Source organism: Pseudomonas trutticola BRTCR10 (assembly GCF_056155105.1).
Genome location: NZ_CM149552.1, coordinates 1,631,211 through 1,650,199, shown reverse-complemented (window position 1 = coordinate 1,650,199; position 18,989 = coordinate 1,631,211). Strand labels below are relative to the sequence as shown.

At 59.4% G+C, this 18,989-nt stretch carries 18 protein-coding genes; 9 read left to right on the top strand and 9 right to left on the bottom strand.

Annotated elements, in window-relative coordinates:
- Positions 1-33 precede the first annotated feature (33 nt).
- A complete protein-coding gene (locus tag ACVVH8_RS07310) occupies positions 34-1,467 on the top strand; it encodes a M48 family metalloprotease (protein WP_213027842.1) in 1,434 nt (477 codons plus the stop codon).
- Positions 1,468-1,545: 78 nt separating this feature from the next.
- Here ACVVH8_RS07310 and ACVVH8_RS07305 read toward each other — a convergent pair whose 3' ends face one another.
- From ACVVH8_RS07305 to rpoE, 4 genes are all read right to left on the bottom strand, one after another.
- A complete protein-coding gene (locus ACVVH8_RS07305; protein ID WP_475229274.1) occupies positions 1,546-2,976 on the bottom strand; it encodes a DegQ family serine endoprotease in 1,431 nt (476 codons plus the stop codon).
- Between the two features lie 210 nt (positions 2,977-3,186).
- Positions 3,187-4,152 carry a MucB/RseB C-terminal domain-containing protein gene (locus tag ACVVH8_RS07300; protein ID WP_475229272.1) on the bottom strand — a complete coding sequence of 322 codons (966 nt, stop codon included), beginning with the start codon at positions 4,150-4,152 and terminating at the stop codon, positions 3,187-3,189.
- 8 nt (positions 4,153-4,160) lie between these two features.
- Entirely contained in the window at positions 4,161-4,748 is a 588-nt protein-coding gene (locus ACVVH8_RS07295; protein WP_034153146.1) for a sigma-E factor negative regulatory protein, read from the bottom strand.
- Between the two features lie 30 nt (positions 4,749-4,778).
- A complete protein-coding gene (gene rpoE / locus ACVVH8_RS07290; RefSeq protein WP_003172477.1) occupies positions 4,779-5,360 on the bottom strand; it encodes an RNA polymerase sigma factor RpoE/AlgU in 582 nt (193 codons plus the stop codon).
- Positions 5,361-5,919: 559 nt separating this feature from the next.
- Between rpoE and nadB the strand changes: the two genes are divergently transcribed.
- A complete protein-coding gene (gene nadB, locus ACVVH8_RS07285; protein ID WP_401297836.1) occupies positions 5,920-7,536 on the top strand; it encodes an L-aspartate oxidase in 1,617 nt (538 codons plus the stop codon).
- On the opposite strand, the gene ACVVH8_RS07280 is transcribed toward nadB, so the two are convergent.
- Together ACVVH8_RS07280 and ACVVH8_RS07275 are read right to left on the bottom strand one after the other, a co-directional pair.
- Positions 7,505-7,957, bottom strand: coding sequence for a protein YgfX (locus ACVVH8_RS07280; RefSeq protein WP_475229270.1), 453 nt, complete (start codon positions 7,955-7,957; stop codon positions 7,505-7,507). The genes nadB and ACVVH8_RS07280 overlap by 32 nt on opposite strands.
- Positions 7,941-8,201, bottom strand: a complete 261-nt coding sequence (locus ACVVH8_RS07275; RefSeq protein WP_103305596.1) for an FAD assembly factor SdhE — start codon at positions 8,199-8,201, stop codon at positions 7,941-7,943. The genes ACVVH8_RS07280 and ACVVH8_RS07275 overlap by 17 nt, the downstream gene beginning before the upstream one ends.
- A 150-nt stretch (positions 8,202-8,351) precedes the next feature.
- Here ACVVH8_RS07275 and ygfZ point away from each other — a divergent pair, with 150 nt between their 5' ends.
- Positions 8,352-9,293, top strand: a complete 942-nt coding sequence (ygfZ, locus tag ACVVH8_RS07270; protein ID WP_475229267.1) for a CAF17-like 4Fe-4S cluster assembly/insertion protein YgfZ — start codon at positions 8,352-8,354, stop codon at positions 9,291-9,293.
- A gap of 35 nt (positions 9,294-9,328) precedes the next feature.
- Positions 9,329-10,150 carry an HDOD domain-containing protein gene (locus tag ACVVH8_RS07265; RefSeq protein ID WP_475229264.1) on the top strand — a complete coding sequence of 274 codons (822 nt, stop codon included), beginning with the start codon at positions 9,329-9,331 and terminating at the stop codon, positions 10,148-10,150.
- A gap of 151 nt (positions 10,151-10,301) precedes the next feature.
- Here the strand turns inward: ACVVH8_RS07265 and ACVVH8_RS07260 are convergent, their stop codons facing one another.
- Both ACVVH8_RS07260 and ACVVH8_RS07255 read right to left on the bottom strand, forming a co-directional pair.
- Positions 10,302-11,687 (bottom strand): sensor histidine kinase, encoded by a 1,386-nt coding sequence (locus ACVVH8_RS07260; RefSeq protein WP_213027837.1) that lies wholly within the window; start codon positions 11,685-11,687, stop codon positions 10,302-10,304.
- Entirely contained in the window at positions 11,680-12,351 is a 672-nt protein-coding gene (locus tag ACVVH8_RS07255) for a response regulator (protein ID WP_475229261.1), read from the bottom strand. Before ACVVH8_RS07255 ends, ACVVH8_RS07260 begins: the two co-directional genes overlap by 8 nt.
- 236 nt (positions 12,352-12,587) lie before the next feature.
- Here ACVVH8_RS07255 and ACVVH8_RS07250 point away from each other — a divergent pair, with 236 nt between their 5' ends.
- The 5 genes from ACVVH8_RS07250 to ACVVH8_RS07230 all read left to right on the top strand — a co-directional run bounded on the left by ACVVH8_RS07250 (position 12,588) and on the right by ACVVH8_RS07230 (position 18,025).
- Entirely contained in the window at positions 12,588-13,880 is a 1,293-nt protein-coding gene (locus tag ACVVH8_RS07250; protein ID WP_103305592.1) for an OprD family porin, read from the top strand.
- 109 nt (positions 13,881-13,989) lie between these two features.
- Positions 13,990-14,967, top strand: a complete 978-nt coding sequence (locus ACVVH8_RS07245) for a Bug family tripartite tricarboxylate transporter substrate binding protein (protein ID WP_103305591.1) — start codon at positions 13,990-13,992, stop codon at positions 14,965-14,967.
- 56 nt (positions 14,968-15,023) lie between these two features.
- Positions 15,024-15,482 (top strand): tripartite tricarboxylate transporter TctB family protein, encoded by a 459-nt coding sequence (locus ACVVH8_RS07240; protein ID WP_103305590.1) that lies wholly within the window; start codon positions 15,024-15,026, stop codon positions 15,480-15,482.
- A 1-nt stretch (position 15,483) separates the two neighbouring features.
- On the top strand, positions 15,484-16,998 hold the full coding sequence (locus ACVVH8_RS07235) for a tripartite tricarboxylate transporter permease (RefSeq protein ID WP_475229258.1): 1,515 nt from the start codon (positions 15,484-15,486) through the stop codon (positions 16,996-16,998).
- Positions 16,991-18,025, top strand: a complete 1,035-nt coding sequence (locus ACVVH8_RS07230) for an AbrB family transcriptional regulator (protein WP_103305588.1) — start codon at positions 16,991-16,993, stop codon at positions 18,023-18,025. The genes ACVVH8_RS07235 and ACVVH8_RS07230 overlap by 8 nt, the downstream gene beginning before the upstream one ends.
- Positions 18,026-18,164: 139 nt before the next feature.
- Here the strand turns inward: ACVVH8_RS07230 and ung are convergent, their stop codons facing one another.
- Entirely contained in the window at positions 18,165-18,857 is a 693-nt protein-coding gene (ung, locus tag ACVVH8_RS07225; RefSeq protein ID WP_213027835.1) for a uracil-DNA glycosylase, read from the bottom strand.
- Positions 18,858-18,989: the final 132 nt, after the last annotated feature.

Below are 18,989 nucleotides of genomic sequence, written 5' to 3'. Positions count from 1 at the left end.
ACAGTAAGGTCTTTGTCTTCTAAGGCTTTGTGCATGACTTTTCTGCGCCCTACCCTGCTGACGCTCGCTTGCCTGCTCGCCTCACCGGGCTTTGCCGACGATCTGCCGTCACTCGGCGACGCCAGTTCTGCCATTGTCTCGCCACAACAGGAATATCAGCTCGGTCGCGCCTGGCTGGCCATGTTGCGCAGCCAGGTTTCACAGCTCAACGATCCGCAGCTCAAGGACTACGTCGAATCCAGCGTTTACAAGCTGGTTGAGACCAGTCAGGTCACCGACCGGCGCCTCGAATTCATCCTGATCAACAGCCCGCAGCTCAACGCCTTCGCAGCGCCGGGCGGGGTGGTCGGGGTCAACGGTGGTTTGTTTCTGAACGCGCAGACCGAGGGCGAATACGCTTCGGTACTGGCGCACGAACTGGCTCACTTGTCGCAACGCCATTTTGCCCGCGGCGTCGAAGCCTCGCAGCGGATGCAGGTGCCGATGATGGCCGCGCTGCTGGCCGGTATTGTGATCGCAGCGGCGGGTGGCGGTGATGCTGGCATCGCGACCATCGCCGGCACTCAAGCGGCAGCGATTCAATCGCAACGCACCTTCTCTCGCCAGAATGAACAGGAAGCTGACCGCATCGGCATCCTCAATCTGGAAAAGGCCGGTTACGACCCGCGTTCGATGCCGACCATGTTTGAACGCTTGATGCGCCAATATCGTTTTGACGCCAAGCCACCGGAGTTTCTCCTGACTCACCCGGTTACCGAATCGCGTATTGCCGACACCCGCAACCGCGCCGAGCAAGCCAAACCGGGCGGCATTGAAGACTCCAAGCGCTATCAGTTGATCCGCGCACGCGTGCAACTGATCTACGAAGAAACCCCAGGATTGGGCGCCAAGCGTTTTCGCGCGCAGCTGGACGAAAACCCGAAAAACGACGTGGCACGCTACGGTCTGGCAATTGCGCAGATCAAGGGCGGTCAGTTGAATGAGGCACGCGAGAATCTCAAGCAATTGCTGGCGACATCGCCGAACGAAATCATCTACAACCTGGCGCAAGTCGACCTGGACATCACCAACAATCGATTGCCCGATGCACAGTCGCGGGTCGAGCGGATGCTCACGCAATATCCCGGCAACTATCCGCTGAATCAGGTTCGCGTGGATCTTCTACTCAAACAGAACCGCGCCGCCGATGCCGAGAAGGCGCTCGAAGGCTTGCTCAAAACACGCCCGGATGATCCGGATGTCTGGTATCAGGTCGCCGAAACCCGTGGGTTGTCGGGCAACATCATCGGTTTGCATCAGGCGCGTGCCGAATACTTTGCACTCGTCGGCGACTATCGTCAGGCGATTCAACAGCTCGATTTTGCCAAGCGCAAGGCGGGCAGCAACTTCCCGCTGTCGTCGCGCATCGACGCACGTCAGCGCGAGCTGATGGAGCAGGAGCGGATGATCAAGGACATGATGGGCTGATCATTACCCGTCAGCACAAAAGCTTCAGGCATAAAAAAACCGCCTCTTTCGAGGCGGTTTCTTTTTATCTACCAGCGGTTATTCAGCCAGTTTGAACGTGATGAAGCTCGCACGCCCTTGGCGCAGGACCCGCATCGACACCGAACGATTCTTCGGCAATGCCTTGGCGATCTCGGCGAACTCCTTGCTGGAGCTGATGGCCTGATTGTTCAGGTGAGTGATGACATCACCCGGTTGCAGACCGATCAGGGCCGCGGGACCGTCCTGCACTTCCTTGATGACCACGCCACCTTTGAGGTCGTAGGTTTTCTTCTGTTCGGCGGTCAGTTCGCCAACAGAGACACCAAGGCGGTTGCTGTTGGTTTCAGCACCGGACTTCGGCAGCGCATCCAGCTCTTTGTCTTCGTCAGGAATCGCGCCAACCGTCAGCTCGACGTTTTTGCGCTTACCTTCACGGATCACTTCCAGATTGGCTTTCGCCCCCGCCTTCAGCGCGCCGACCAGATGCGGCAGATCAGCAGACATGATGATCGGCTGACCGTTCATGCTGAGGATCACGTCGCCCACTTGCAGACCGCCCTTGGCCGCCGGGCCGTCATCCTGGATCTGCGCTACCAGCGCGCCGGCCGGTTTCTCAAGACCGAACGACTCGGCCAGATCCTTGTTCACTTCCTGGATGACCACACCCAGCCAGCCGCGACTGACCTTGCCACCGCTCTTCAGCTGATTGGAAACGTCCATCGCCACGTCAATAGGGATCGCGAACGACACACCCATGAAGCCGCCGGAACGGGTGTAGATCTGCGAATTGATCCCGACCACTTCACCGTTCAGGTTGAACAGCGGGCCACCGGAGTTGCCCGGATTGATCGGTACGTCGGTCTGGATGAACGGCACATAGTTTTCGTTCGGCAGGCTTCGACCCACGGCGCTGACGATACCTTGGGTCACGGTGTGGTCGAAGCCGAAAGGCGAACCGATTGCCACGACCCACTGGCCCGCCTTCAGGTCTTGGGACTTGCCGAGCTTGAGCACTGGCAGATCCTTGCCTTCGATTTTCAACAACGCCACGTCGGAGCGCGGGTCGGTGCCGATCAGCTTGGCTTTCATTTCGCTGCGATCAGCCAGACGCACGAGGATTTCGTCGGCATCGGCAATCACGTGGTTGTTGGTCAGGATGTAACCATCAGAAGAGATGATGAAGCCCGAGCCCAACGATTGCGCTTCACGCTGGCGACCACCACCTGGCGAACGCTGCTGAGGCGGCATGCCGCGCTCGAAGAACTCGCGCAGCATCGGCGGCAGGCCTTCGAGATCAGGCATCTGCTGGTTCACTTTGCGATCGGGCAGTTTCTGCGTGGTACTGATGTTCACCACGGCAGGCGAGGCCTGTTCAACCAACTGAGTGAAATCAGGCAAATCGGCCGCTTGCGCAGCCGGGACCGCCTGACCGAGCACCAGCACGGTGGCGAAAATGGAGAGATAAGACTTCAAGCTAGGTATCGACATACAGCTCCCGTTACGACGAGCAGGTTTAAGCGATATGGAACAAAAATCACCGGCAACCACTGGCCGGGACTTTTATTCCAGGAACAACAAACAAGGCCAGAGCCGTGAGGCTCTGACCTATAAAAAACTTTCGGGTTATTTGCAAATGAAAATGCTCAGCAAACATTTCATCTCCGTCTCGACGAAGAAATGGTAATGACTGAAATCAGCTCACTGCTTGCTGGTTGCAGCGCCATCAGTATTACGCATCGATAGAGCAATTCGTTCGGCAGTGCCGATCGGAATCTCGCCTACCACGGTGACCATCATTTCGCCTTCTGGCGTGGTCAGGCGACGGGATACAGCGACGGTCGGACCGAGTTGAGTACGGGTATCGGTGACCATAGCGCCATTCAATGGCTCAAGGAAAACCGAAAAGCGAGCCAATCCGTCGTCATACATCAGGCTGTTGACCTGAGTCTTGGTTTCAGGATCTTTGTGCGAGGTGCTGCTGGTCAGCTCGAAGCCCGGCGGCAGCCAGTCCGAATGCCATACCTGAGCAGTCTTTACGGCAGAGGCCTTGTCGCTGTCGAGGGTAATCGGCTTGCAATCAGCGGCAGCCAAAAGATCTTTATCCGACGGTACATCATCGGTATCGAGGCTGGTGAACTGGAATCGTTCGAGCAACTGCCCTTTGTCGTTCAACAGCAGCGACTTCAATGGCAGACCGGTCCTTTTGTCCAGATGCAACTCGAACCCGTAACGGTGCTGGTCACGAGGCGTCAGCGATACGATCACTGCGTCTCGCCCGGCCACGCGCGACTTGCCAATGACGGCAAGGTCATACCAGTTTTTCAGCTTTTGCGGATCGAGAGGACGAGCGGCCGAGTTGGGAGAATCCCCCAGTCCGGCAATCAGGGTGCCGCTGACGCATTGAGTATGCCCATCAATGCGCACGACTTCCTGAGCCGAGCCGTCGAGCTGGAGTAAACGCTCGCGGACTTGGCCATTCTGGACGCGATGCCAGATGTTATGGGTAGAAAAACTACCGTTACGCTCATAAACAAAGGTGCCGTGGAAGCTTTGCTGCTGCTCGGCCTGGCCCAGTCGGGTCAGCCAATCCTGGGCCTCATCGGCGTGGGCTGGAACGATGAACCAGCCACTGAGCAGAAGCGAAAGTAGAGGTATGGCGCGCATGATCCTCCTTAACGGTTTTCCAGGCTTGCTGCACGTGCATACGGCAATGCACTTTCAGTACCTTTCAGCGCTGCCTGTTGGGCGTGCTGACGCAGGTAGCCTGGCAGACGCTGATCGTGCCAGCCTGGTTGACCTTGCAATACGCCGTTGGCCATTGGGCCAGTGGCTTCCGAACTCTCACTATAGCCTGCCAGAACAGCCGGACCTTTGACCTGTGGGGTGGCCAGGGTTGGCTGATTGGATTGCTGTGCCAGTTCGACACCAGCGATTTCGTCCTGGTTGTACAGACGAACACCCGCCAGAACGGCAACAGTCACCGAGGCTGCAACAGCCAGACGGCCGAGGTTGCGCCATGGGCTGCGAGATACTTTGGCCGGAGCCGTCTCGTCTTCCAGTGCAGCAGATACTGCCGCAGCAATGTCCAGACGTGGCAGCAGCAGATCCTTGTGCATAGCTGCCCGAGCGATCTGGTAACGAGCCCAGGTCTCACGGGTATCGACGTCGTCCAGTGCATTGAGCACTCGACGCAATTCCAGTTCGTCCGCTTCGTTATCCATCACTGCGGACAGCGATTCCTGCAGGGCTTCACGACTCATGGCGTTCCTCTCTTGGCTGTCGCCGCTGTCTCAGTTTTCCTGCAACAACGGCTGCAGGGCTTTATCGATGGCCTCCCGGGCGCGGAAAATCCGGGAGCGCACGGTACCCACCGGACACTGCATGACGCTCGCAATGTCCTCGTAACTCAGACCATCGAACTCACGTAAAGTTAAAGCCGTACGCAAATCCTCTGGCAGTTGCTGGATGGTTCGATGGACGGTGCCTTCGATCTCATCCCGCAGCAATGCACGTTCTGGTGACTCGAGATCCTTGAGGCCATGATCGCCATCGTAGAACTCTGCGTCTTCGGAACTTACATCACTATCTGGCGGCCGACGGCCGCGAGAAACCAGGTAATTCTTTGCCGTGTTAATGGCAATACGGTACAGCCACGTATAAAACGCACTGTCGCCGCGAAAGTTTCCAAGTGCTCGATACGCCTTGATAAAGGCTTCCTGAGCCACGTCCTGGGCTTCATGGGTGTCGTGCACAAAACGCACGATCAACCCGAGAATTTTGTGCTGATATTTCAGCACCAGCAGATCGAAAGCTCGCTTATCGCCACGCTGAACGCGTTCGACCAGCTGCTGATCCTCTTCCTGGGTTAGCATGAACACTCCTCGATAAGCCCGAAGGAGACTTGCATAACTAAACGACCAGACTTGCAAACATAGACTCGGGCTTTTCGCAAAAGTTCTCCCCCTCCAAGCAAGTTTCCTGCGGGCTCTGATTTGGCACGCACGAAAAACGCAGCTCGGGATAAACCGGCTGCGCGAATAATCTTGTCATCGGTTTCGCCGGCAGGAACCCCAACCACAGATTCCGCACTGAAGCCGACACTGTCCCTTGTTTCTGGCACCGACTATTGATCTTGGGCCTTTGGCAAAAGTTCCAATTATTTATAGCCGTACCCACTGCACATTGGGCGACCCTGAACGGAAAAAGCGTGTTTCACCGCCGATACAGTCGTCTTTTCCCAAAACCTGCGGAAAAATCTTCCGACGAAGCACCCGATTTTTCCCGTCACAGTAGTTTCACAATGCCATATAGGCTCGGCTATTGTGCCGCCCCACCCCTCTATATACTAGTGGGCTGTGTGGCTGTCTTGACTCGCCGATCCAGCTGTCTTGCGCCAACCCCGACCCGGGTCGCTTTGAGCGGAATCCTGTAATGAGCCAACAATTCCAACATGATGTTCTGGTCATAGGCAGCGGTGCTGCCGGTTTGAGTCTCGCGCTGACCCTGCCGGGTCATTTGCGCATTGCCGTATTGAGCAAGGGCGATCTCGCCAACGGTTCGACATTCTGGGCGCAAGGTGGCGTCGCCGCCGTGCTCGACGATACGGATACTGTCGAATCCCACGTCGATGACACCCTTAATGCGGGCGGGGGCCTGTGCCATGAAGACGCCGTGCGCTTCACCGTCGAGCACAGCCGTGAAGCCATCCAGTGGCTGATCGACCAAGGCGTACCGTTCACCCGCGACGAACAATCGGGCACTGAAGACGGTGGATTCGAATTCCACCTGACTCGCGAAGGCGGCCACAGTCATCGGCGCATCATCCACGCGGCGGATGCCACCGGCGCCGCAATTTTCAGAACTCTATTGGCCCAGGCCAAAGAACGTTCGAACATCGAACTGCTGGAACAGCGGGTGGCGGTCGATCTGATCACCGAACGACGCCTGGGCCTGGACGGCGAACGCTGCCTCGGCGCCTACGTGCTGAACCGCGCCACTGGCGAAGTCGACACCTACGGCGCGCGCTTCGTGATTCTCGCTTCCGGTGGTGCAGCCAAGGTCTACCTCTATACCAGCAACCCCGACGGCGCCTGCGGTGATGGCATCGCCATGGCCTGGCGCTCTGGCTGTCGGGTAGCGAATCTGGAGTTCAACCAGTTCCACCCCACTTGCCTCTATCACCCGCAGGCCAAGAGTTTCCTGATTACTGAAGCCTTGCGTGGCGAAGGCGCGCACTTGAAGTTGCCGAACGGCGAACGCTTCATGTACCGCTTCGACAAACGCGCCGAACTGGCACCCCGCGATATCGTCGCCCGTGCCATCGACCACGAAATGAAACGTCTGGGCGTGGATTGCGTTTACCTCGACATCAGCCACAAGCCCGAAGCCTTCATCAAGACTCACTTCCCGACTGTTTATGAGCGCTGCCTGGGCTTTGGCATCGATATCACCAAACAGCCGATCCCGGTCGTACCGGCAGCGCACTACACCTGTGGCGGCGTGATGGTCGATCAACATGGCCGCACCGATGTGCCAGGGCTGTACGCTATTGGCGAAACCAGCTTCACCGGCCTGCACGGCGCCAACCGCATGGCCAGCAATTCGCTACTGGAGTGCTTCGTCTACGCCCGCTCGGCGGCGGCGGACATTCTTGCGCAACTGGACGCTGTTACCGCGCCGGACGCCCTGCCCGTCTGGGACGCCAGCCAGGTGACCGACTCTGACGAAGACGTGATCATTGCGCACAACTGGGATGAGTTGCGGCGATTCATGTGGGACTACGTCGGCATCGTGCGGACCAACAAGCGCCTGCAACGGGCTCAACACCGCGTGCGCCTGCTGCTGGACGAGATTGACGAGTTCTACAGCAACTATAAAGTCAGTCGCGATCTGATCGAACTGCGCAACCTCGCGCAAGTTGCTGAACTGATGATCAGCTCAGCCATGGAGCGCAAGGAAAGTCGCGGCCTGCATTACACCCTCGACTATCCGGACCTGCTGCCCGAGGCGCTCGACACTATTCTGGTGCCGCCCACCTACGCCGGCTGAACTTGAGCCGAACCCGCAGGCGCCGGTGCAGATCCGCCGCCTGCGAGTCGCGTGGTACGCAGATCGATCTGACCCGCCATTCTCCGCGCAAGCGAAAACGCAGCACCACGATCAGCGGCAGCGCCAGGCTGTCCGGTCGCAGTTGCACCGCTTGCCAGCCATCAGCCTGATTCCACAGTTGCCAGCCATCGGCATCCCGACGCAGGCGACAAAAAGCACTGGGATGACTCAACAGAATCTGCCGTGGCATCACGTAAAAGGCGTGAAGCAGGCAAGCGAAAGCGCCAAGGAGACTGGCCCAGAGTGGAATCGAAAGCAGAAACAACGAACCCAAAGCGAACGCCTGGGCCAACAGATACGCCGCCAGCAACTGCCGTGAGGCATGCCAGCGGCATTCGAACGAATTACTTGGGCTGGACACGATCCAGGATCATGCGAACCATGCGTTGCAGCTCAGGATCTTCAGACTCGCTGCGCTCCATGAACCAGCCGAACATGTCCTGATCCTCGCACGTCAGCAGACGCACATACAGATCGCGATCCACCTGGTTCAACGTCGCGTAGACCTCCTGCACGAACGGCACCAGCAATACGTCAAGCTCAAGCATGCCGCGACGGCTGTGCCAAAAGAGGCGATTCAGTTCAACTTGTTCGACTTCGGCCATGGGGCCCTCCTCAAATTTGGCGGCAAGTATACAGCCCGTGCGCAAGTCGCACAGTCGGCTTTGGTCGGGCACCACCGATCCTTTATCAACTACCCATTTCAACAACGCGCCCTTATGATGTGCCCCAGTCTATTTACCCTGCGATGACCCATGGCCGATTCTGCTTTTTTCTGCACCCTGTCTCATGAAGGCGTTCTCGCGGTTCGCGGCGCGGATGCCGGAAAATTCCTGCAAGGCCAGCTGACCTGCAATATCAATTACCTGAGCGACACCCGGGCCAGCCTCGGCGCGCGCTGCACGCAAAAAGGCCGGATGCAGTCGAGTTTCCGCATTCTGCTCGAAGGTGACGGCGTGCTGCTGGCGATGGCCAGCGAACTGCTCGAACCGCAACTGGCGGACCTGAAAAAGTACGCAGTGTTCTCCAAATCCAAACTGACTGACGAAAGTGGCTCATGGGTGCGCTTCGGCCTGGAGCATGGCGACGCCGTACTGGCCAGGCTCGGCCTGGATCTGTCCGCCGAAACCGACAGTGTCGCGCGTAACGAAGGCCTGATCGCGATCCGCGTTTCGCCGCAGCGTGCCGAACTCTGGGTACCCGTCGATCAAGCTGAATCCATCAAAGCCAGGCTGTCCGCCGTCCTGCCTGAAGGCGAGCTGAACCAGTGGCTGCTGGGCCAGATCCGCGCCGGTATCGGTCAGGTCATGCCGAGCACCCGCGAGTTGTTCATCCCGCAGATGCTCAACCTGCAAGCCGTTGGCGGCGTGAGTTTCAAGAAAGGTTGCTACACCGGCCAGGAAATCGTCGCGCGCATGCAATACCTGGGCAAGCTCAAGCGTCGTCTGTATCGCGTGAGCCTGGACGCCGCCGAATTGCCGGAACCGGGCACCCCGTTGTTCGCGCCGAGCCACAACAGCTCGATCGGTGAAGTCGTACTGGCTGCCAATGCCGGGAAAAACATTGAACTGCTGGCGGTGTTGCAGGCCGAAGCTGCCGAAGCGGGCGATCTGCATGTGGGCAGCCTTGAGGGGCCAGCGCTGCACTTGCTCGATTTGCCCTACGAACTGGATCGCGACCGCGAAATCCAGCGCTGATCGCAGCATTTGTTGCAACACCCTAGAGAGCATAAATGAACGAACTGGCGGATAAGATCCAACAGGATTTGGTTGAGGCCATCGATAACGATGACCTGGTTCTGCCAACACTGCCGGAAGTGGCCCTGCAAATTCGCAAGGCCGCTGAAGACCCGGAAATCAGCGTCAGCGACCTGAGCAAAGTCATTGGCCGTGACACTGCGCTTTCTGCGCGCCTGATCAAGGTGGTCAACAGTCCACTGCTGCGCGCGGCGCAGGAAGTCACCGACCTGCACACCGCCATCACTCGCCTGGGCATCAACTACAGCAGCAACCTGGCAATCGGCCTGGTGATGGAGCAGATTTTCCACGCCAGTTCCGATGTGGTGGAACAGAAGATGCGTGAAGTCTGGCGCAAGAGCCTGGAAATCGCCGGGGTCAGCTACGCGCTGTGCCGTCGCTACACTCAGCTCAAACCCGATCAGGCAGCACTGGGCGGTCTGGTGCATCAGATCGGTGTGCTGCCGATTCTGACCTACGCCGAAGATCACTACGAATTGCTGTCGGACCCGGTCAGCCTCAACCATGTGATCGACCAGCTTCACCCATTGCTGGGCGACAAACTGCTGCGCGTCTGGGAGTTTCCGGAGCGGCTGGTGGAGTTGCCGGGGTTGTATCAGGACTTCAAGCGCGACTCGGCAGAGATCGATTACGTCGATCTGGTGCAAGTGGCGAGCCTGTATTGCCACAAGGGCAGTGATCATCCGTTTGCGCGGATTGACCCACTCACGGTTCCGGCATTCAGAAAGCTTGGGATCGACCCGGAGAACAAGGCGTTGTGCGAGGATCTGGAAGAATCGCGGACGATGTTTTACTGATCGCTGTGGTGAGGGGATTTATCCCCGATGGGTCGCGAAGCGACCCCAAAATATGCAATCCGATTTTTCCCGACAGACCGTACTTTCCGAACTGCGACTGCTCGGTCGCCGATCGGGGATAAATCCCCTCGCCACAAAGGCCCTCGCCAATTTAGCCAGCAATAAAACTGACCCGCACCTTCAACCCCGCCTGCTCACCGTCATGCAACGTGATCTGCGCCAGATGCGCCCGGCAGATCTCACCGACAATCGCCAGCCCCAACCCCGAACCGGCGACCTGCTGATTACGTCGGTAAAAGCGCTCGAATACCCGATCACGCTCTTCCAGAGGAATCCCCGGTCCGTCGTCTTCAACCTCAAGCACCGCCGGCGCCGTCACGCGCAAAATCACGTTGCCGCCCGGTGGCGTGTGCGCCAGTGCGTTGTCCACCAGGTTGCTCAGCAACTCATTGAGCAACGTCGGCTCGCCGCGCAACCACACCGGTTCATCCGCCTCCAGCGCCAGCGCAACACCACGGGCGTGGGCCAGTGGCGCCATGGCCATGCCCAGTTCCCGGGCCAACTGACTCAGATCGAGCAATTGCGCCCCGCCCTCGGCAATCGCCCGCGCGCCGTTCTCGACACGCGCCAGCGAGAGCAATTGATTGGCCAGATGGGTCAGGCGATCGGTGCCCTGCGCGGAAGATTCCAGCGTCGTGCGCCAGACCTGCGGGTCATTTGAACGCAAGCCCAATTCAAGTCGCGCCTTCAACGCCGCCAAGGGTGTGCGCAATTCATGCGCGGCGTCGGCGATGAACTGTGCCTGTCGCTCGAACTGACCACGCAGGCGCTCGGTGAAATGGTTGAGCCCGCGCACCAGCGGCCACAACTCATGCTGCACTTCTACCAGCGGCAATGGCCGCAAGTCGTCGGGTTGGCGCTCTTCGACGGCGGTGCGCAAACGCTCCAGCGGTCGCAACGCTGCGCTGACCGCGAACCAGACCAACAGCAACGCGCCGATCGCCAACATGCCCAAACGCAACAAGGTGTCGGCGGCCAGACTGCGGGCCATGCTGACCCGGGCTTCATCGGTCTCGGCGACGCGGATTTCCGCCATGCCGTTCATGTTGGGTTCGGTCACGGCTTTGAGCAGGCTGACCACACGCACGTTTTGTCCGCGATAAGTCGCGTTATAAAAGCGCGCCAAGGCCGGGTAGTCATCAGTCCTGGGGGTGCCGGGCGGTGGGCCGGGGAGGTTTTCGTAGCCGGAAATCAGCTTCTGGTGGATGTCGTTGACCTGGTAATAGATCCGCCCGGCGCTGTCGTAGGCGAAGGTATCGAGGGCCACGTAAGGCACGTCGGCACTGAGGCTGCCGTCACGTTGCGACAGACCGGCAGCGATGGTTCGCGCCGACGCCAGCAAGGTACGGTCATACGCCGTGTCGGCCGCCTCGCGTCCATTCCAGTAAGCACTCAAGCCACTGGCGAGCATCAGCACCACCAGCAGCAACGCGAGGTTCCACAGCAACCGCCAGCGCAGGCTGCTGGGCTTATGCATCGCGACTTTCCAGCAGATAGCCGAGACCACGGAATGTCACGATCGCCACCGGTTGACCGTCGAGTTTCTTGCGAAGGCGATGCACGTAGATTTCGATGGCATCGGGGCTGGCTTCTTCGTCGAGGCCGAATACCTGCGCGGCCAGTTGCTCCTTGCTCATCACCCGTCCCGGTCGGGCGATCAGCGCTTCGAGTACGGCTTGCTCGCGGGAGGTCAGGGTCAGCAGCTCTTCACCGAGGGTGAAGCGCCGTGTGTCGAGGTCATAGGCCAGCACGCCGCACCGCTGCTGGCGCTCGCCGCCGAGCACAGTGCGGCGCAACAGGGCTTTGACCCGGGCTTCCAGTTCGGTCAGCTCGAACGGTTTGGCGAGGTAATCGTCAGCGCCGAGATTGAGGCCATGCACGCGATCTTTCACATCACTGCGCGCGGTCAGCATCAGCACCGGCAGATTTTTTCCACGAGCACGCAAGCGCGCCAACACCTCAAATCCATCCATGCGCGGCAAGCCGACATCAAGAATCGCCACCGCGTATTCCTCACTGCTCAGGGCCAGATCGGCGGCGACACCATCGTGCAACACATCCACGGTCAGACCGGTGCTCTTGAGCGCCTGGGCCACACTTTCGGCCAGTTGCAGATGGTCTTCGACGAGCAGGACACGCATGGATTCTTACCTCGTTCAGGGGTGGCCGGCGCCACTCTTTGTCGCGGAGTTTACAGCCGCAACCGCCGCTGTGAAGCCCGAAAACCGTGAAAGTCAGCTGAAAGGTTAGCGAAAGGTTGGGCCGTTAGAGTCGGTTTACGGACAGTTTCGACTGCCGTCGCTGCTGCCACACAGCGTGACGAAAAACGCCACGAAGCGTTTTCGACCAATAAGAACAATAAACGGAGTACACCCGCATGCCGTCCATGCAGACCCGGGCTCTCATGCCCGTTCGCCCTTCCCGTTTCAGCCACGCCACCCTCGCCAGCGCCGCCGCCCTCGCCGGTTTTTCGCCGTTGAGTTTTGCCGACTTCATCGAAGACAGCAGCGCCACCTTCGAAACCCGCAACATGTATTTCAACCGCGACTTTCGCGATGGCACCAGCGCCCAGCAATCCAAGCGTGACGAATGGGCACAAGGCTTCATGCTCAATCTGCAATCGGGTTACACCGACGGCACCGTGGGGTTCGGTGTCGATGCGTTGGGCATGCTTGGGGTCAAGCTCGATTCGAGCCCGGACCGTACCGGCACCGGCCTGTTGCCGACCCACGACGACGGGCGCGCGGCTGACGAGTACTCCAAAGTCGGCCTGACCGGCAAAGTGAAAATCTCCGCCACAGAACTGAAAATCGGCAGCCTGATCCCCGAACTGCCGATCCTCAAGCCCAACGACGGACGCATCCTGCCGCAGACCTTTGAAGGCGGATTGCTGACGTCCAAAGAAATCAAAAACCTGACCTTCACCGGCGGACGTCTGGAGAAAGCCAAGGATCGCGACAGCACCGATTTCGAGGACATCGCCCTCAACAACAAGAACAGCCGTTTTGCCGGCACCGCTGCCGGCAAGCACTTCGATTTCGGCGGCGTTGACTACAAGTTCACTGACAAGATCACCGGCAGTTACCACTTCGCGCAACTCGACGAAGTCTACAACCAGCACTTCTTCGGTCTGGTCGCCTCGCGCCCGATGGGCCCGGGCACATTTGCCACCGACCTGCGTTTTGCCGTCAGTGACGATCAGGGCGCGGCGCGTGGCGGCGAAATCGACAACCGCTCGCTCAACGGTCTGGTCAGTTATGCCTTGAGCGGCCACAAGTTCAGCGCCGGTTATCAGCACATGTCCGGCGACAGCGCATTCCCGTATGTCGATGGCAGCGACCCGTACCTGGTCAACTTCGTGCAGATCAACGACTTCGCCGGCGCCGAAGAACGCTCTTGGCAAGCACGTTACGACTTCGACTTCGCCAAACTCGGCATCCCCGGTCTGAGCTTCATGAGCCGTTACTTGAGCGGTGACAACATCAAGCTCAAGAACGGTGAAGAAGGCAAAGAGTGGGAGCGCAACACCGAGATCAAATATGTAGTACAAAGCGGCGCCTTGAAGGATGTCGCCGTGCGTTTGCGTAATGCCACTTATCGCTCGAATTACTCCGCTCGCGATGCTGATGAAGTGCGGTTGTTGGTGAGCTATAGCGTTGCGCTTTGGTAATTGATTGAAATGTCGAAGATGAAGATCAAAAGATCGTCTGATCGCGATCCGAGCCTTCGGCAACTCCTACAAAGAATCCCCTACAACAAAAAAACCTGTGGAGAGACCAATGAATTTGTCACTGCGTAAAGTTGCTTTAGCTATCGGCACGGTGCTGGTTGCCGGCCAACTCATGGCCGAACCGAAACGTCCGGAATGCATCGCCCCGGCCTCGCCGGGTGGTGGTTTCGATCTGACCTGCAAACTGGTGCAGAGCGCGCTGGTCAACGAAAAACTGCTGACCAAACCGATGCGTGTCACCTACATGCCCGGCGGCGTTGGCGCGGTGGCGTACAACGCCGTGGTTGCGCAACGTCCGGCCGATGCCGGCACGCTGGTGGCGTGGTCCAGCGGTTCGTTGCTGAACCTGGCCCAAGGCAAGTTCGGCCGTTTCGATGAAACCAATGTGCGCTGGCTCGCTGCCGTCGGCACCAGCTACGGTGCCATCGCGGTGAAAAGCGATTCGCCCTACAAGACCCTCGACGATCTCGTTCAGGCATTGAAGAAAGATCCGAGCTCCGTGGTCATCGGTTCCGGCGGCACCGTCGGCAGCCAGGACTGGATGCAAACCGCGCTGATCGCCAAGGCTGCCGGGATCAACCCGCGTGACCTGCGTTACGTAGCCCTCGAAGGTGGCGGCGAAATCGCCACCGCCCTGCTCGGCGGCCACATCCAGGTCGGCAGCACCGACATCTCCGACTCCATGCCGCACATCCAGAGCGGCGATATGCGTCTGCTCGCAGTGTTCGCCGACAAGCGTCTCGACGAACCGGAAATGAAAGACATCCCGACCGCTCGCGAGCAAGGCTACGACATCGTCTGGCCAGTGGTGCGCGGCTTCTACCTCGGGCCAAAAGTCAGCGATGAAGACTACGCCTGGTGGAAAGATTCGTTTGACAAATTGCTGGCCTCCGACGAGTTCGCCAAGCTGCGCGATCAGCGTGAACTGTTCCCGTTTGCCATGACCGGTCCGGAACTCGACACCTACGTGAAGAAGCAGGTTGCGGACTACAAAGTGCTGGCCAAAGAGTTCGGCCTGATCCAGTGATCGCCTCTGTCTAGCGGCTGCGTTCCCGATTGCGGGGACGCGGCACAGGAGCTCCCATGCTTATTCAACGCATTTTCGCTTCAGTGCTGTTGCTGGTTTGCGCCGGCCTGGCCCTGATGGCGTGGCCGTATCAAGCGGCTTTTTCCTACGAACCGGTGGGCCCGCGCGCCTTCCCTTTGCTGATGCTCGGCCTGATGGGCGCGGCGCTGCTGTACATGGTGTTCCGCCCGGCGCCAATCAAACACAGCGATGAAGATCCACCGCTGGATCGCGAAACGCTGACCAAGATTGCCATCTGCGTCGCCTTGTTGCTGGTATTCGCCGGTCTGTTCGAACCGCTGGGTTTCATCCTCAGCAGCATCCTGATCGGCATTCCGATGGCGCGCCTGTATGGCGGTCGTTGGTGGCCGAGCGTGGTGGTGACCACGCTGATGGCCATCGGTCTGTACCTGCTGTTCGACCGTGTGATGGACGTTCCGCTGCCCCTTGGCCTGCTCGACGTACTGGAGAACTGATATGGATACCCTCGGTTATTTGGGGCAGGGCTTCGGCGTCGCGCTGAGCCCGTACAACCTGGTCACGGCCCTGACCGGCACACTGATCGGCACCGTCGTCGGCTTGCTGCCGGGCCTTGGCCCGATCAACGGCGTGGCACTGCTGATTCCGATTGCTTTTGCCCTCGGCCTGCCGCCGGAGTCGGCGTTGATTCTATTGGCAGCGGTGTATCTGGGCTGCGAATACGGCGGACGGATCAGCTCGATCCTGCTGAACATTCCCGGCGAAGCATCGACCGTAATGACCACCCTCGACGGTTACCCGATGGCCCGCAAAGGTCTGGCCGGTGTGGCGCTGTCGCTGTCGGCGTGGAGTTCGTTTATCGGTGCGTTTATCGCCACCTGCGGCATGGTGCTGTTCGCGCCGTTGCTGGCGAAATGGGCGATTGCCTTTGGGCCGGCGGAATACTTCGTGTTGATGGTGTTTGCGATTGTCTGCCTGGGCGGCATGGCCGGTGATCGACCGCTGAAGACGTTTATTGCGGCGTTGATCGGTCTGTTCCTGTCGAGCGTCGGCATCGACGCCAACAGCGGCGTTTACCGCTTCACTGGCGACAACATTCACCTGACCGACGGCATACAGTTCGTTGTGCTGGTGCTGGGCTTGTTCTCGATCAGCGAGATTCTGCTGTTGCTGGAGAAAACCCATCGCGGTCAGGAAGCAGTGAAAGCCACCGGGCGGATGATGTTCAACTTCAAGGAAGCGTCTTCGGTGTTCGTGGTGAACATCCGTTGCGGCCTGCTCGGTTTCATCATGGGCGTATTGCCGGGTGCCGGTGCAACGCTGGCCAGTGCCGTGGCCTACATGACCGAGAAGCGTATCGCTGGTGCCAGCGGCAAGTTCGGTGAAGGCGATGCCCGTGGCCTCGCCGCGCCGGAAACTGCGATTGGCGCTTCGGCCTGTGGCGCGCTGGTGCCAATGCTGACCCTCGGCGTTCCAGGTTCGGGCACCACGGCAGTGATGATCGGCGCCCTGTCGCTGTACAACATCACCCCGGGGCCGCTGCTGTTCCAGCAACAACCGGACATCGTCTGGGGCCTGATCGCCTCGTTGTTCATCGCGAACATCATGCTGGTGATCCTCAACATCCCGATGATCCGTATCTTCACGCGCATCCTTGCGGTGCCGAACTGGGCACTGGTGCCGGTGATCGCGATCATCACCGGGATCGGCGTCTACGCGGTGCACGCCACCACGTTCGACCTGTTCCTGATGGTCGGTATCGGCATCTTCGGTTACATCCTGCGCAAGCTCGATTTCCCGTTGTCGCCGGTGCTGCTGGGCTTCATCCTCGGTGGTCTGATGGAGCAGAACCTGCGTCGGGCGCTGTCGATTTCCAACGGTGCATTGGAAATCCTCTGGACGAGCCCGATCACCTTCGGTGTCTGGGTACTGACCGCGATCATGTTGCTGATGCCGCTGCTGCGCATCTGGCGCAAGCGTTCGGTCGCGCGTCGCGCCATCGCCGATGTTTGATCGCGCCTCACTGAAATCCTGGTGGGGAACCCCGCTGGTCGGTCTGCTTGGCGGTTACCTCGCCAGCCAGATCGGCTGGCCACTGCCGTGGATGGTCGGCTCGTTGCTGGCGATCATCCTCGTGCGCTGCCTGACGCCGTGGCAACTCACGGAAATCCCCGGCGGCCGCAAGTGCGGCCAGTGGATTGTCGGGATCGGCATCGGCCTGCACTTCACCCCGGTGGTGATGGAGCAGGTGCTCAGTCATTTCGGTCTGATCTTTTTCGGTGCGCTGGTGACCAGCGTGTCGGCGGTGGTTGGCGTGTGGTTGATGCGCCGCACCGGGGAGGATCGCGCCACGGCGTTTTTCTCGAGCATGCCCGGTGGATCCGGCGAGATGGTCAACCTCGGCGCACGCAACGGGGCGATGCTCAGCCACGTTGCGGCAGGGCAAAGTCTGCGGGTGTTGGTGGTGGTGTTGTGTGTGCCGGCGGCGTTCAAGTATCTGCTCGGTGACGGCACGCCGATTGCTCACGCTGGCAGTGTCGATTGGCGCTGGCTGGCGATCCTGTTTCCGGCAGGTGGTCTGCTCGCGTGGCTCTGGCAGCGCTTGCGTCAACCCAATCCGTGGCTGTTCGGGCCGTTGCTGGTGAGTGCGGCGGTGAGCATCGGTTGGGATCTGCACATCGGGTTGCCCAATGGCGGCAGTCAGATTGGCCAGTGGTTGATCGGCAGCGGCCTGGGCTGCCACTTCAATCGACAGTTTTTTCGGCGTGCGCCGTCGTTCATGGGCCGCACGTTGATCGGCACGGCGCTGACCATGTTGATCGCCACATTGGCGGCGTTGGGCTTGAGTGCCTTGACCCATCTGGATCTGCGCTCACTGACGCTGGGCATGATGCCCGGCGGGATTGCCGAAATGAGTTTGACGGCGGAGACCCTGCAACTGTCGGTGCCGCTGGTGACGGCGATGCAGGTGATGCGGCTGTTGTTTGTGCTGTTTCTGGCGGAGCCGTTGTTCAAATACTGGAATCGTAATCCCGAGTAACACCGAGTCGACTTTATCGCTGGCAAGCCAGCTCCCACAGGGTTCTGAGGTGTACACATAATTGTGGCACCCACAAAAACCTGTGGGAGCTGCGGTGCGACGACTCGACTTGCCAGCGATGGGGCCCTTCAGGCCGACATCAAACCGGCGGCAAACGCCACTCGATCGGCGTTTCGCCATTCTGCTCAAGAAACTTGTTGGTCCGGCTGAAGTGCCCGCAGCCCAAAAATCCGCGATACGCCGACAGTGGCGACGGGTGCACCGAGGTCAGCACCAGATGCTTGGTCGCGTCGATCAGCTTCTGTTTGCTCTGCGCATGCGCGCCCCAAAGCATGAACACCAGATGCGGCTGGCGCTCGCTGACCAGCTCAATGATCCGATCGGTGAAAAACTGCCAGCCCTTGTCCTTGTGTGCGTTGGCGGTGGCGCGCTCGACGGTCATGGTGGTGTTGAGCATCAACACGCCCTGATCGGCCCAGCTCTGCAGATAACCGTGGTTCGGGATGTCGATGTTCAGATCGCGTTTCAACTCTTTATAGATGTTGACCAACGACGGCGGCGCCGGCACGCCCGGCTGCACCGAGAAGCACAAGCCATGGGCCTGTCCCGGGCCGTGATACGGGTCCTGGCCGAGGATCACCACTTTCACTTTATCCAGCGGCGTCGAATTCAGCGCATTGAAAATCAGCGGACCCGGCGGATAGATTTCCTTGCCGGCCGCCCGCTCCTGCTGCAGGAAGTTGCGCAACTCTGCCATGTAGGGCTGGTCGAATTCAGCACGCAGTGCCTCCTTCCAGCTCGGTTCGAGTTTGATACGGTCGTCAGCAGTCATGGTCATACCCGGCAAAAACAATGGGGCGAACCCTAGGAAAGCCGACCACGCTTGTCAATTGATCTGATGCACATCAGGCACTTTCCCACACAGCGATCATACTGATCGTTCAAATTCCCGATCGAGGTCACG

Bases quoted from the DNA above. Each gene is read 5' to 3' on its own strand.
- ACVVH8_RS07240 (WP_103305590.1), top strand. From the start codon at position 15,024: ATGCTTATTCAACGCATTTTCGCTTCAGTGCTGTTGCTGGTTTGCGCC.
- rpoE (WP_003172477.1), bottom strand. From the start codon at position 5,360: ATGCTAACCCAGGAAGAGGATCAGCAGCTGGTCGAACGCGTTCAGCGT.
- ACVVH8_RS07230 (WP_103305588.1), top strand. From the start codon at position 16,991: ATGTTTGATCGCGCCTCACTGAAATCCTGGTGGGGAACCCCGCTGGTC.
- ygfZ (WP_475229267.1), top strand. From the start codon at position 8,352: ATGGCCGATTCTGCTTTTTTCTGCACCCTGTCTCATGAAGGCGTTCTC.
- ACVVH8_RS07245 (WP_103305591.1), top strand. From the start codon at position 13,990: ATGAATTTGTCACTGCGTAAAGTTGCTTTAGCTATCGGCACGGTGCTG.
- ACVVH8_RS07295 (WP_034153146.1), bottom strand. From the start codon at position 4,748: ATGAGTCGTGAAGCCCTGCAGGAATCGCTGTCCGCAGTGATGGATAAC.
- ACVVH8_RS07255 (WP_475229261.1), bottom strand. From the start codon at position 12,351: ATGCGTGTCCTGCTCGTCGAAGACCATCTGCAACTGGCCGAAAGTGTG.
- ACVVH8_RS07300 (WP_475229272.1), bottom strand. From the start codon at position 4,152: ATGCGCGCCATACCTCTACTTTCGCTTCTGCTCAGTGGCTGGTTCATC.
- ACVVH8_RS07250 (WP_103305592.1), top strand. From the start codon at position 12,588: ATGCCGTCCATGCAGACCCGGGCTCTCATGCCCGTTCGCCCTTCCCGT.
- ung (WP_213027835.1), bottom strand. From the start codon at position 18,857: ATGACTGCTGACGACCGTATCAAACTCGAACCGAGCTGGAAGGAGGCA.
- ACVVH8_RS07275 (WP_103305596.1), bottom strand. From the start codon at position 8,201: ATGGCCGAAGTCGAACAAGTTGAACTGAATCGCCTCTTTTGGCACAGC.
- ACVVH8_RS07265 (WP_475229264.1), top strand. From the start codon at position 9,329: ATGAACGAACTGGCGGATAAGATCCAACAGGATTTGGTTGAGGCCATC.
- ACVVH8_RS07260 (WP_213027837.1), bottom strand. From the start codon at position 11,687: ATGCATAAGCCCAGCAGCCTGCGCTGGCGGTTGCTGTGGAACCTCGCG.
- ACVVH8_RS07235 (WP_475229258.1), top strand. From the start codon at position 15,484: ATGGATACCCTCGGTTATTTGGGGCAGGGCTTCGGCGTCGCGCTGAGC.
- ACVVH8_RS07305 (WP_475229274.1), bottom strand. From the start codon at position 2,976: ATGTCGATACCTAGCTTGAAGTCTTATCTCTCCATTTTCGCCACCGTG.
- ACVVH8_RS07310 (WP_213027842.1), top strand. From the start codon at position 34: ATGACTTTTCTGCGCCCTACCCTGCTGACGCTCGCTTGCCTGCTCGCC.
- nadB (WP_401297836.1), top strand. From the start codon at position 5,920: ATGAGCCAACAATTCCAACATGATGTTCTGGTCATAGGCAGCGGTGCT.